The sequence below is a fragment of the Phytobacter ursingii genome, from assembly GCF_001022135.1.
Classification (GTDB): Bacteria; Pseudomonadota; Gammaproteobacteria; order Enterobacterales; family Enterobacteriaceae; genus Phytobacter; species Phytobacter ursingii.
The window spans coordinates 2,132,680-2,145,701 of record NZ_CP011602.1; the positions used below are offsets into that span (position 1 = coordinate 2,132,680).

A 13,022-nucleotide genomic window follows, 5' to 3' on the forward strand; every position below is an offset into this window, starting at 1 on the left:
ATTTAAGACAACTTGAACGTAGACGCTATCACTGCCCGGCGCTAGCATTAAGAATATTTACTGCAACGCACCTCAAGGATTCGTCATCATTATGACTTTGCCGGATTTTCGCCTTATTCGTTTGCTGCCGCTGGCAAGCCTCGTACTCACTGCTTGTACCCTCAACGCGCCGAAAGGTCCGGGCCAGAGTCCGGATGCCCCCCAGTGGCGTCAACATCAGCAAGAAGTCAGCAAATTGAACCAGTTTCAAACGCGTGGCGCTTTCGCCTTCATCTCCGATGAGCAGAAAGTCTATGCTCGCTTTTTCTGGCAACAAACCGGGAAGGATCGCTATCGCCTGCTGCTGACAAACCCGTTGGGCAGCACAGAACTGGAGCTCAACGCCCAACCTGGCGCAGTGGAACTGGTCGACAATAAAGGCAAGCGTTATACCGCCACCGATGCGGAAGAGATGATTGGCAAACTGACCGGCATGCCGATTCCGCTTAACAGCCTGCGTCAGTGGATTCTGGGCCTGCCAGGCGACGCGACTGATTACAAGCTTGATGATCAGTATCGTCTGAGCGAGCTTAACTACAGCCAGGGGGGGAAAAACTGGAAAGTCGTCTACGGCGGTTATGATAGCGATACGAAGCCTGCTCTGCCCTCCAGTCTCGAGCTGAGCGACGGTGGTCAGCGTATTAAGCTCAAAATGGATAACTGGATTGCGAAATGATGATGCGCTTTCCCGCACCGGCGAAACTTAATCTGTTTTTGTACATCACCGGGCAACGGGCTGATGGTTATCATACGCTGCAAACCCTGTTTCAGTTTCTTGATTACGGTGACACTTTAGGCTTTGAACTGCGCACAGATGGTATTATTCGGTTGTTAACTCCTGTTGCAGGCGTGCCGGATGAAGAAAACCTGATCGTTCGCGCAGCCCGTTTGTTGATGCGAGAAGCGCAAAGGACGGGCCGTCTGCCAGAGGGCAGCGGCGCGGATATCCAGATAGACAAACGTCTGCCGATGGGGGGAGGACTGGGCGGCGGTTCCTCAAACGCGGCGACGGTGCTGGTGGCGCTTAACCATCTGTGGCATTGCGGTTTATCGGTTGATGAGCTGGCAGAGCTTGGATTGACACTGGGGGCGGATGTCCCGGTATTTGTCCGGGGTCACGCGGCGTTCGCGGAAGGCGTCGGCGAGATACTCACCCCAACAGAACCCGAAGAAAAATGGTATCTGGTCGCCCATCCTGGTGTCAGTATTCCTACCCCGACCATTTTCAGCGATCCGGAACTGCCGAGAAATACGCCAAAACGGTCAATAGAAACGTTACTAAAATGTGAATTCAGCAACGATTGCGAGGTTATCGCAAGAAAACGTTTTCGTAAGGTTGATGAGGCGCTTACCTGGCTGCTAGAATACGCGCCGTCGCGCCTGACTGGCACAGGGGCCTGTGTTTTTGCTGAATTTGACACAGAGTCTGCTGCTCTTCAGGTGTTAGAGCAAGCCCCGGCATGGCTACACGGTTTTGTCGCACGAGGTGTAAACCTCTCGCCTCTGGCCAGCGCCCTCGCCGGGCAAGCTGAGTACCGGTGACAACGTCACTTGTTCCAGACGTTGCATCGCGCTCTTTAATACACCGCATGGATAGGATTATGTCTGAACCGCACATTTATGGCTTATTCTATCCACCAATGGACGCATGCCTGAGGTTCTTCTCGTGCCTGATATGAAGCTTTTTGCTGGTAACGCCACCCCGGAACTAGCACAACGTATTGCCAACCGCCTGTACACTTCTCTCGGCGACGCCGCTGTTGGTCGCTTTAGCGACGGCGAAGTCAGCGTACAAATTAATGAAAATGTACGCGGTGGTGATATTTTCATCATCCAGTCCACTTGTGCTCCAACGAACGACAACCTGATGGAATTGGTTGTTATGGTTGATGCCCTGCGCCGTGCTTCCGCAGGTCGTATTACCGCCGTTATTCCTTACTTTGGTTATGCTCGTCAGGACCGCCGCGTGCGCTCCGCACGTGTACCTATCACCGCAAAAGTTGTCGCGGATTTTCTCTCCAGCGTAGGCGTTGACCGCGTCCTCACCGTTGACCTGCACGCTGAGCAGATCCAGGGCTTCTTTGATGTGCCGGTTGATAACGTATTTGGTAGTCCTATCCTGCTCGAAGATATGCTGCAACTCAATCTGGATAACCCTATCGTGGTTTCTCCGGACATTGGCGGCGTAGTTCGCGCTCGCGCTATCGCCAAACTGCTTAACGATACCGATATGGCTATCATTGATAAACGTCGTCCGCGTGCGAACGTTTCTCAGGTTATGCATATTATCGGTGACGTCGCAGGTCGTGACTGCGTGCTGGTTGATGACATGATTGACACCGGCGGTACGCTGTGTAAAGCAGCAGAAGCGCTGAAAGAACGTGGTGCTAAACGCGTATTTGCCTACGCGACTCACCCGATCTTCTCTGGCAATGCGGCAAATAACCTGCGCAATTCCGTTATCGATGAAGTGGTCGTTTGTGACACTATCCCGCTGACGGATGAAATCAAATCGCTGCCAAACGTGCGTACTTTGACCCTGTCTGGCATGCTGGCCGAAGCGATTCGTCGCATCAGCAACGAAGAATCCATTTCCGCAATGTTCGAACATTGATTGGAATCGGCACAAAGACCCGCTACGGCGGGTTTTTTTATTCCTGAGTTTTATTTGTATGACTAATAAATATTGAGCATGCAAATTTGTAATGGTGATATTTGACCAGGGATTAATCTTCTGTGAAAAGACTCTTTTCTCCACATGTGATGCCATTCAGCGCCATTATCGAGGCCTGCTGGAAGGAAAAATACAGCCTGGCGCGTTTTACGCGCGATCTCATTGCCGGCGTAACGGTTGGTATTATCGCCATTCCGCTAGCCATGGCGCTGGCGATTGGCAGCGGCGTTGCGCCGCAATACGGACTCTACACGGCGGCTGTCGCCGGCATCGTTATCGCACTGACCGGGGGGTCACGCTATAGTGTTTCCGGCCCTACCGCTGCTTTCGTCGTCATTCTCTATCCGGTATCGCAGCAATTTGGTCTCGGCGGGTTGCTGGTCGCGACATTAATGTCGGGGGTCTTTTTAATTCTGTTTGGCCTCGCGCGTTTTGGCCGCCTGATCGAATACATTCCCGTCTCTGTCACACTGGGATTTACGTCAGGTATCGGCATTACCATCGGTACCATGCAGATAAAAGATTTCCTCGGCTTGCAGGTTGCCCATATGCCGGAGCACTACCTGCAAAAAGTCGGTGCGCTGGCAATGGCGCTGCCGAGTATTAATGTCGGTGATGCGGCCATTGGCATCGTCACCCTCGGCACCCTGATTCTTTGGCCGCGCCTGCGCATTCGCCTGCCTGGGCATTTACCGGCACTGCTTGCCGGTTGTGCCGTCATGGCGGTGGTTAATCTGTTGGGCGGCCATGTCGCGACCATCGGTTCTCAGTTTCACTATGTTCTGGCGGACGGTTCCCAGGGCAACGGCATTCCACAATTGCTGCCACAGCTTGTTTTACCCTGGGATCTGCCTGGTTCGAGCTTTACCCTGAGCTGGGCCTCTCTGCAGGCGCTGCTGCCCGCCGCGTTCTCAATGGCATTACTGGGGGCTATTGAGTCTCTGCTCTGTGCGGTAGTGCTGGATGGCATGACCGGAACCCGCCATAAAGCCAATAGCGAATTAATAGGCCAGGGGCTGGGAAATATTGTCGCGCCCTTCTTTGGCGGCATCACTGCCACCGCCGCCATTGCCCGTTCAGCGGCTAACGTTCGCGCCGGGGCGTCATCGCCGGTATCAGCCATCATTCATGCGGTTCTGGTGATTCTTGCCCTGCTGGTGCTGGCGCCACTCCTCTCCTGGCTGCCGCTCTCCGCCATGGCCGCGCTGCTGCTGATGGTGGCCTGGAACATGAGCGAAGCGCATAAGGTGGTAAACCTGCTGCGCCGTGCGCCGACAGATGACATTATCGTCATGCTGATTTGTATGTCGCTGACTGTATTGTTCGATATGGTTATCGCCATTAGTGTGGGTATTGTTCTGGCGTCGCTATTGTTTATGCGTCGTATCGCGCGCATGACCCGTCTTTCGCCTGTTAATGTGGACGTGGCGGACGATATTCTGGTGTTACGCGTGATTGGTCCGCTGTTTTTCGCCGCTGCCGATGGCCTGTTCACGGAACTGGAGTCAAGAATTGCAGGCAAACGGGTAGTGATACTGAAATGGGATGCGGTGCCATTGCTTGATGCAGGTGGACTCGATGCCTTCCAGCGTTTTGTCAATCGCCTGCCGGAAGGCACCGAGTTGCGCGTCAGTAATCTGGAGTTTCAGCCGCTGCGCACCATGGCGCGGGCAGGCATCAAACCTATTCCTGGCCGTTTGTCGTTCTGGCCAAACCGTGACGCGGCGTTAGCGGATTTATGATGAACCCGATGCCCCGTAGCGCTTGCGCATCAGGGCATCTACCGCCTGCTGCAGCCATTGCAGCAGGTCTGGCGTTACCCAGGTTCCTTTCATTAGATGAGGTTCCTGCTGCATCGACAGGCGAAACTTCTGTTGGGTTTGCGGATCGGTTCCGGCGTAAGACTGGAATAACTCCAGCCATGTTTTTGCCAGCGACTGCGCCTCTTCTGACTGCGGGTCAAGCCCCCCGAGTGCCGCCTGGCGAACGCGAGTGACTAACGGCGGCCATTCCATCATTCGATCAAAATAGTGCGCACGGGTAAACGCCATCTCATCTGGCGTCAGATAGCGCTGCCAGATAGCCAGTTTGCTTTCGCCGAAACTGCGAGTGATGAAATTAATTGTCTCATCATCAATTCCGGTCTGTTCGCGCATTTGCGGCTCCACCAGGTGCATCTCATTGAGTCGGGTCAAGAACTCCGGCCTGCGCGCCGTATCTTCCTCCAGACGCGTCATCCAGCGCGTAGCCAGATTCATCGCCTTTTCATCATCAACCGGGCACCCCTGCGCCATCAGCGCTTTGGCTTCCGCCACCATTTTCGCCCATTCACGGCTGCGTTCCTCGTCATGAGCGGCAAACGGCAGCTCGCGCAATTCCTCGGCACTAAACCAACGATCGTACATATTCGTTAACTCCAGAGTCAGTAACCAGGACTCCAGGTCAGGTTCAGCCCCGCTTTCCATGCCACGCTGTAACATCAGCAGTTGCTTGCGCAACGTCTGGATGGTGCGCATTTGCGCATCAAGCAGGCTGATTTGTTCATCGAGCAGCACATGGAGCGGGCGCGTCTCCCGCGCCAGGTAATCCTTGATGGCTGCCAGCTCCATACCCGCCTTCGCCAGTACCTGAATCCTGTGCAGGCGTTTGACGTCAGCGAGATTATATAAGCGGTAACCGGCAGCGCTTCGGGATGAAGGCGTAAGCAGTCCGATATGTTCGTAGTGGTGCAGTGTACGGACGGTGATCCCGGCACGACGTGCCAGTTCACCTGCTTGAATTAACATAACGGCTCCTTTTCTTCCCCTTGTCGGGCACTCTCGGGCCTAACGTTACGTAAGGGTCAAGAAAAAAGCCAAAAAAAACGGCTTCCCGAGGAAACCGCTTGCGTGTGATGTTATAGATTAGCTATGCCCGTGTCCGTCACGGCGGCAGCGTTTGTCGTAATGGCGAACCCACCAGTACTTATCACAGACCTGTTCATGGCCACCAATACGTGCGCCTGCAAGCCAGAGCACTGCTCCGACAAAAATGCTGAGAATTGCACCGTGGGCAAAGAACTGCGGCAGATTAAGCTGCGGCAGCTGATTCAGGACAGAATAACCCACGCCGACGACCATCACGACTAACCCCAGGCCCATAAGCACATTACCGAGTAACGAAGCGTTTTTGCGTTTCATGGTGTCACCTCCGGAACGATGGGTTGAAAGGGAATAACCCCAATGCTTGTGGGTAAAGTATAGACAGCGGGGGTTATGGCGATTGCGTGTACGATCACAATTACACATTTTAAGACCACAAATATTTACAAATAACCCACTGAACTACTTGTGTTTCTAATGGTTCAGACTGGTAATCATTGGCATTTTCGCCGTTTCGTCCTGAGAACTTTGTCATCATACGCCGCACGACGTAAACTACGCGCCAGATATTGACCTGGTCAGGAATAAAAAGTGACGATTAAACTGATTGTCGGGCTGGCAAACCCCGGCGCGGAATATGCCGCGACACGCCACAACGCAGGCGCATGGTATGTCGATTTGCTGGCTGAGCGTTTTCGTGCCCCGCTACGTGAAGAGCCGAAGTTTTTTGGTTATTCCTCACGGATTAATCTGGCGGGCGCGGATGTGCGGCTGCTGGTCCCTACCACCTTTATGAACCTCAGCGGTAAGGCCGTTGCTGCCATGGCAACGTTTTATCGCATCAACCCGGACGAAATCCTGGTTGCCCATGATGAACTGGACTTACCGCCGGGCGTGGCGAAATTCAAATTGGGCGGCGGTCATGGTGGTCACAACGGGTTAAAAGACATTATCAGTAAGCTTGGCAATAACCCGAATTTCCACCGTTTGCGCGTGGGAATTGGCCATCCGGGCGATAAAAACAAAGTTGTCGGTTTTGTACTGGGTAAACCGCCTGTTTCTGAACAGAAATTGATTGACGAAGCGGTAGATGAAGCGGCACGTTGCACGGAAATCTGGCTGAAAGACGGTCTGATGAAAGCAACTAACCGCTTGCATGCCTTTAAGGCCCAGTAACGCTTGCCATCTGCCATTTTTGCCACGCGATACAACGGTTACGTGTATAATAGGCAAAGTTATTAACTTTTATGCAATCTGTTTTCTATAACGGGTTGATTATTCAGAACTTAAGGTAATCACATCATGGGATTCAAATGCGGTATCGTTGGCCTGCCCAACGTAGGTAAATCCACCCTGTTCAACGCGCTCACCAAAGCCGGTATTGAAGCGGCTAACTTCCCGTTCTGTACTATTGAGCCGAACACCGGTGTCGTACCGATGCCCGATCCGCGTCTGGACAAGCTGGCGGAGATCGTCAAGCCACAGCGTATTCTGCCAACCACGATGGAGTTTGTGGATATCGCCGGTCTGGTTAAAGGCGCATCCAAAGGTGAAGGCCTGGGTAACCAGTTCCTGACCAATATTCGCGAAACCGAAGCCATTGGTCATGTCGTCCGCTGCTTTGAGAACGACAATATCATTCACGTGAACAACAAAGTGGATCCGGCGGATGATATCGAGGTTATCAATACCGAACTGGCGTTGTCTGATCTGGACACTTGTGAGCGCGCTATTCATCGCGTACAGAAAAAAGCCAAAGGCGGCGATAAAGACGCAAAAGCAGAGCTGGCTGCGCTGGAAAAATGCCTGCCGCAACTGGAAAACGCAGGCATGCTGCGTGCCCTGAAAAACCTGACGGAAGAAGACAAAGCCGCGATTAAATACCTGAGCTTCCTTACGCTCAAGCCGACCATGTACATCGCGAACGTTAATGAAGACGGTTTTGAAAATAACCCCTATCTCGATAAAGTACGCGAAATCGCCGATGCCGAAGGTTCTGTTGTTGTAGCGGTGTGTGCGGCGGTTGAGTCTGATATCGCTGAGCTGGACGACGCGGACCGCGAAGAATTTATGGCCGAACTGGGCATTGAAGAGCCGGGTCTGAACCGCGTTATTCGCGCCGGTTATCATTTGCTGAACCTGCAAACGTACTTCACTGCGGGCGTGAAAGAAGTGCGCGCGTGGACTATCCCGGTTGGCGCAACGGCGCCTCAGGCCGCAGGTAAAATCCACACTGACTTCGAAAAAGGCTTTATCCGTGCGCAAACCATCGCTTATGAAGACTTTATCACTTACAAAGGTGAGCAAGGAGCGAAGGAAGCGGGCAAAATGCGTGCAGAAGGTAAGGATTACATCGTTAAAGATGGCGATGTGATGAACTTCCTGTTCAACGTCTAAATAAGCTTTGTTGTCTCATGAGGTGTCAGAACATCTCATGAAGCTCACAAAACCCTCTAAAATCCACGCACTTGCGTGGATTTTTCATTCCATACTGTCTCATATGATCTCGTGGAAGCGCAGCCTAAAATGAGTACATAGATGAGTACAATCCGTTTCCATTATCATTTTAAGTGAGTACAATAACGGTATAAGAAATAGTCAAGGACCCGCTATGCTCACTGATACGCAATGCCGCACTGCCAGGCCAAAAGAAAAACTATATCGACTCAATGACTTTAATGGTCTCTACCTCGAAGTGAAACCCAATGGCAAAAAGGCATGGCGCTATCGATTTAAACTCAACGGAAAATCAAGCATGTTTGCGTTGGGTGAATATCCAGCGATAAAGCTCGCCGAAGCTCGCGAGAAATGCGAGCAAGCGCGTAAGCAAGTCGCAGATGGAGTTAGCCCGACACAGGCTCGTCAGTTAGATAAGATCCGCAAGGTCAATGACGCTTCTAACACCTTTGAGCTGATCGCCAAAGAGTGGCTGCAGATGAAAGACTGGGCCGAAATTACCAAAACACGCCGACTGGATATGCTTGAACGTGTGGTTTTCCCCGCAGTCGGTAAGCTCCCTGTCAGAGATATCACCCCACACCACATTCTTAAAATTCTTCAGGAAACCGCTAAACGCGGCGCTCCGACTGTTGCCGCTGAAGCCCGACGTACCATTTCATCGGTTTTCGAGTTGGCAGTGGCAACGCTTAGAGCTGACAGCGATCCTGTCTGGCCTGTACGCAAGGCGCTTCCGGCGAATAAGACACAGCACAAACAGGCATTGAACCCACAGCAAATCGGGAAGCTATTAAGCTGTTTTGATAACAGTCGCGGCTCATATCAGGTTAACTATTGCATGTGGCTAATGTGGTGGACGCTGGCGCGGCCAACCGAAGTCACCGAAGCTGAATGGGCAGAATTCGATCTCGATAATGCGCTATGGACCATTCCGGCGACGCGCATGAAAGCTCGTAGGGAACATGTTATTCCCCTCCCCTCTCAAGCCGTCAACATGCTCAAAACGCTACAGGGATTAACCGGGCATCGACAGCACCTTTTTCCGGGACGAGATAACCCACGTGGCCCGATGACATCACACTCGCTGCGTCAGCTACTTAAAAGCCTCGGCTGGAGTGGAACTTACAGCCCACATGCAACCCGAACCACAGGCAGCACACGGTTAAACGAGATGGGCTATCGACCTGATGCTATCGAAGCTCAGCTTGCGCACGCTGATACCAACAACGTTCGCCGCACGTACAACCATGCGACGTATCTTGATGAGCGTAAAGTGATGATGCAGGAATGGGCTGATAAGCTTGATGGATGGGTAAGCAGCACTGACATCAGTGTTGATGTTTCATAAACGCTGATGCATAGGTGTTTTATTATTGATTAAAATAGATATTTATTGATATTTAATTCAAACCTACAATTCAACCTATGTATATGCAAATAGTGAATATCAGATGCCCATAGTTTTCGGTTTTTTTGATCATTCGTAGCAGATCTTGCAGGCCCACTTCTTACTTCATGTCCTTCCAAAATCTTTCTGTGTATAGCATGTAAATGCTATGAATGTCTGCTGAGTGCCAGGAACGGATATTGTATGAACGTTAGTGATTTAGCAGGCTCATCCCCTTTATCTAATTCTTGGATATCTCCTTAGCAGTACCTGAAAGGGACGACAAGGGTTGAATGATTGCCCTTAAGGGACATAAATCCAGCCTGGTCGTCACGTCACTGATACGGCATTCCTTTAAAGATGCCTGCGTCGCTCGTTTCATTCACGTCAGAGTCTCAATACTGAACCGTGAGAATGACACTTCCTGTTGTATGCCCCGCCTCCAGAACCCGGTGTGCTTCTGCTGCGTCGGTAAGGGTAAATTCAGCGCCAATGTGATTTTCAAGTCCTGCCGACAGTGCTGACATAAGGTCGGCCGCTCCCTTTCTGTAAAGCGCAGCATCATCTGCATAGGCGAGTGAACTGGGTCGCATCAGTGCTATAGATCGGGCAAATCCCAGTTCTTCCACCCGCACAGGAGGTATAGGGCCGGCAGGCTGGCCAAGACTGGCGACAGTGCCAAAAGGGCGGACCACGCTGAGCGTTCTGGAGAGCATTGTTCCTCCGATACCGTCGATGGCCAGATGCACGCCATACCCTTCCGTGATGTCGCGGACTTTCTCCGGCCATGCGGCGTCTGTATGGAGCAAAACTTCACTCGCGCCAGCAAGGCGGGCCGTTGCCACTTTTTCCGGTGAGCCCGTTGTACCAATAACCCTGGCCCCCTTCATCGTTGCCCAGCGAGTCACTATCTGCCCCAGCCCCCCGGCAGCAGAATGAACCAGTATCCAGTCGCCAGCCCTGACTTCCCTTACTTTGTTGAGCAACATATGTGCGGTAAGGCCCCGAAGCATCGTACTACCGGCTGTACGTGTGTCCACACCATCCGGAATCCTGATGAGGCGGCTGGCAGGTATATTGCGGGATTCAGCATAAGCGCCCATCGGATTTCCCGTATAGGCAACGCGGTCACCTGCAGCAAAGGCGCTGACGTTACTGCCCGTTGCTGTGACTACGCCGGCCCCTTCAAAACCAGGCACCGCCTGGGGATATGGCTGGGGGTAGAGTCCTGAGCGAAAATAGATGTCAACGAAATTCACGCCGATTATTTCGTGTCTGATACGAACTTCATCGGGACCGGGACTGACTGACTCTCTTTCCACCGCTTTAAGAACCTCAGGGCCACCCGGCTGGCTGATAATCATTGCTAACGACATTATTTTTTCCTCACTTATGAAGTGAGAAAACTATAAATGAGTTTATTGCAGGAAGAATACAGGTATAAAAGCACCATACATGTGTAAAAATGCACAAGAGGTGAGATATGGACTGGCAGGATTTACATTTTTTTTTCGCCCTTGCCCGGTGTGGTTCCCTGTCTGCCGCGGCCAGGGAGCTTGGCGTGGACCACGCCACGGTGAGCCGCCGGATTACAGCCCTTGAAAGTTCGCTGGGCCTCAGGCTCACAGAGCGCCTGCCACGCCGTACCATGCTTACCGGGCATGGGCGGGTTATCGCCTCCAGCGCTGACGAAATGTACCGCATTGCAGACCGTATTCGAATCCAGGCGAGGTCATTGTGTGCCGAACCAGCCGTGCCTATAAATATCAGCGCGTCACCTGCCGTTGCAGCACACCTCATTGCGCCTGCTATAGCAGGCTTCACCCGGAAACATCCGGGTATCACGTTGTCATTATCCGGCGTTTCGCATCATGTTCTTCTGAATAAAAGTGAGGCTGACGTTGCGGTTCGCCTTGAAAGGCCTGACGATCCAGACCTGATGACAAGGCGTATAGGTACTATGCGCTTTGGTCTTTATGCTTCTCGGTTCTGGCAAGAAATTCCTCAGGAAGACTGGGTTTTTATTGCTTATGACAGCACGCTTGCACATGTCACGCAGCAGCAATGGCTTGAATCACTGCTGAACGGGCGGCGTGTTATCTTTCGGGCAAGCGATCTAATGGCGCAGCAACAGGCTGCCCGGAAAGGATTAGGCATCGTTACTTTACCCTGCTTTATGGGTGATAATGACAGCGAACTGGTAAGGCTGCAGGAAAATCTGCCTTCGCCCGTGAGGAACATTTGGCTGGTTGCCTACCCTGAAATTAAGCGTAATCACTCTGCTGTCGTGGTGATGGATTTCCTTGCTGAAATCATTGGCCGGTCCTGCCCGCCTGACAAGAATATCTGAGTTTTTTCTTGTTAATTTCTCATGTTATATGACTGACAGGGCTTCCCGTTAATTAATATCGGTACGATTTGAGTTTTATCTCCGCCAGGTATGATTCAAACTCACCTGTTCGCTTTTCACTCTTAGCGGGCATTATCTGATGCAACGTCTACTTTGTGCCATGAACGGACATGTGAACGCGATGGGATTATAGAGACTTCAGATGTTAATTGGTTTGGGGCGTGGTAATATTTAGGGACTGTAAGTAACATTTTTCTAAATATTTTCGGTTGTCGATAGCGAGTGGGATTAACTCTCAGAGGAGCCTGTTAGTGGGAACAACAATGGAGGACATCAAGTACGATGAAATGTTAAATGAGCTTATCTTTCAAGAAGTAATGAAGAATGAAGCAAAAAAGCAGTGTATCTATATTTTTGTCGAAGGTGAGTGCGAAGAGCTTGTTTTTCAACCCTTACTTGAAAGATGTGGCATAGATTTTGATACGATGGGCATCGTAATCGCAAATTACAATGGAGTAGGTAATTTAAAACATGCTATAAGACTTCTAAATCAAACATTGAGTCATGATCGACCAATAATAGTAACATATGATGATGATCATGAAGGAAAAAAAATAAATAAAATAAATACACCATCGATAACATACTTTAAAATACCATTTAGCCCTGTGGTTTGTTATAGCGATGGTTCTTTAGGAGGGGCATTTGAAGAAAGTTTCCCAAGAGATTGCTTTTTAGAAGCATGTTTTCAGAATAATGTCATAGCTACTACTTTTTTATCAGGGCGTAATGAATTTGAAAAATCTTTTAATACAAATAAGCCATGGTTTTCTCAATTAGCACAATTTATTTCACTCAATGGTGGGCGCCCTAATTCAATAAATAAAATAAAGCTAGCTGAAAATATGATGTTTACTGTATCTCAGACACCTGAGACTTATAAGGAACTAGCGAAGGTCATTATTGATATTAGAAACGGAAATCCAATAAAGCACCCTGAAGATATATTTTGAACATATAAAAACACTGTTATATTTACAATCTGAGTTATTCGTGCTTATTAGATATTATCGCGACGTTCGATGTCGTTTATAGCAAACTTTATATCTCCTCAAGCGTTCATCTTCGTACCTAGAGTAATCATCTAGAATGGCATTCGAATTATTAACGGCTTGACTTACAAAATATTCAATATAAGTATATGGCTATTGGTTTTTAGAGGTGGGAATTGAGTAAGGAAATGTTTTGATAAAC

The 13,022-nt window shown here is 50.6% G+C and carries 12 protein-coding genes; 9 read left to right on the forward strand and 3 right to left on the reverse strand.

The features are described 5' to 3' along the window. Positions 1 to 91 precede the first annotated feature (91 nt). The 4 genes from lolB (at position 92) to dauA (ending at position 4,455) form a co-directional block, all read left to right on the forward strand. Positions 92 to 715, forward strand: coding sequence for a lipoprotein insertase outer membrane protein LolB (lolB, locus tag AB182_RS13525; protein ID WP_047370555.1), 624 nt, complete (start codon positions 92 to 94; stop codon positions 713 to 715). Beyond that, a complete protein-coding gene (ispE, locus tag AB182_RS13530; RefSeq protein ID WP_047373288.1) occupies positions 715 to 1,581 on the forward strand; it encodes a 4-(cytidine 5'-diphospho)-2-C-methyl-D-erythritol kinase in 867 nt (288 codons plus the stop codon). The genes lolB and ispE overlap by 1 nt, the downstream gene beginning before the upstream one ends. 124 nt (positions 1,582 to 1,705) lie before the next feature. Continuing rightward, positions 1,706 to 2,653, forward strand: coding sequence for a ribose-phosphate diphosphokinase (gene prs / locus AB182_RS13535; protein ID WP_090085106.1), 948 nt, complete (start codon positions 1,706 to 1,708; stop codon positions 2,651 to 2,653). Between the two features lie 149 nt (positions 2,654 to 2,802). Further along, positions 2,803 to 4,455: a C4-dicarboxylic acid transporter DauA gene (gene dauA, locus AB182_RS13540; RefSeq protein WP_047373289.1), complete on the forward strand. Its 1,653-nt coding sequence runs from the start codon at positions 2,803 to 2,805 to the stop codon at positions 4,453 to 4,455. Here the strand turns inward: dauA and AB182_RS13545 are convergent. Further along, positions 4,450 to 5,499: a MerR family transcriptional regulator gene (locus AB182_RS13545; protein WP_047370557.1), complete on the reverse strand. Its 1,050-nt coding sequence runs from the start codon at positions 5,497 to 5,499 to the stop codon at positions 4,450 to 4,452. The two genes, dauA and AB182_RS13545, sit on opposite strands and share 6 nt — an antisense overlap. Positions 5,500 to 5,616: 117 nt before the next feature. Then, on the reverse strand, positions 5,617 to 5,892 hold the full coding sequence (gene ychH, locus AB182_RS13550) for a stress-induced protein YchH (protein ID WP_039079205.1): 276 nt from the start codon (positions 5,890 to 5,892) through the stop codon (positions 5,617 to 5,619). A 273-nt stretch (positions 5,893 to 6,165) separates the two neighbouring features. On the opposite strand from ychH, the gene pth reads away from it, so the two are divergent. The 3 genes from pth to AB182_RS13565 all read left to right on the forward strand — a co-directional run bounded on the left by pth (position 6,166) and on the right by AB182_RS13565 (position 9,379). After that, a complete protein-coding gene (gene pth / locus AB182_RS13555; protein ID WP_047370558.1) occupies positions 6,166 to 6,750 on the forward strand; it encodes an aminoacyl-tRNA hydrolase in 585 nt (194 codons plus the stop codon). 126 nt (positions 6,751 to 6,876) lie between these two features. Then, positions 6,877 to 7,971, forward strand: a complete 1,095-nt coding sequence (gene ychF, locus AB182_RS13560; protein ID WP_047370559.1) for a redox-regulated ATPase YchF — start codon at positions 6,877 to 6,879, stop codon at positions 7,969 to 7,971. A gap of 214 nt (positions 7,972 to 8,185) precedes the next feature. Beyond that, positions 8,186 to 9,379 carry a tyrosine-type recombinase/integrase gene (locus tag AB182_RS13565; protein ID WP_047370560.1) on the forward strand — a complete coding sequence of 398 codons (1,194 nt, stop codon included), beginning with the start codon at positions 8,186 to 8,188 and terminating at the stop codon, positions 9,377 to 9,379. A gap of 434 nt (positions 9,380 to 9,813) precedes the next feature. On the opposite strand, the gene AB182_RS13570 is transcribed toward AB182_RS13565, so the two are convergent. Next, positions 9,814 to 10,794, reverse strand: coding sequence for a quinone oxidoreductase family protein (locus AB182_RS13570; protein WP_047370561.1), 981 nt, complete (start codon positions 10,792 to 10,794; stop codon positions 9,814 to 9,816). A 107-nt stretch (positions 10,795 to 10,901) separates the two neighbouring features. Between AB182_RS13570 and AB182_RS13575 the strand changes: the two genes are divergently transcribed. Together AB182_RS13575 and AB182_RS13580 are read left to right on the forward strand one after the other, a co-directional pair. Continuing rightward, the gene (locus AB182_RS13575; protein WP_047370562.1) at positions 10,902 to 11,768 is read left to right on the forward strand and encodes a LysR family transcriptional regulator; all 867 of its coding nucleotides are present in this window, start codon (positions 10,902 to 10,904) and stop codon (positions 11,766 to 11,768) included. Between the two features lie 311 nt (positions 11,769 to 12,079). Next, complete coding sequence (locus AB182_RS13580; RefSeq protein WP_223883599.1) at positions 12,080 to 12,781, forward strand: TOPRIM nucleotidyl transferase/hydrolase domain-containing protein; 702 nt, start codon at positions 12,080 to 12,082, stop codon at positions 12,779 to 12,781. Positions 12,782 to 13,022: the final 241 nt, after the last annotated feature.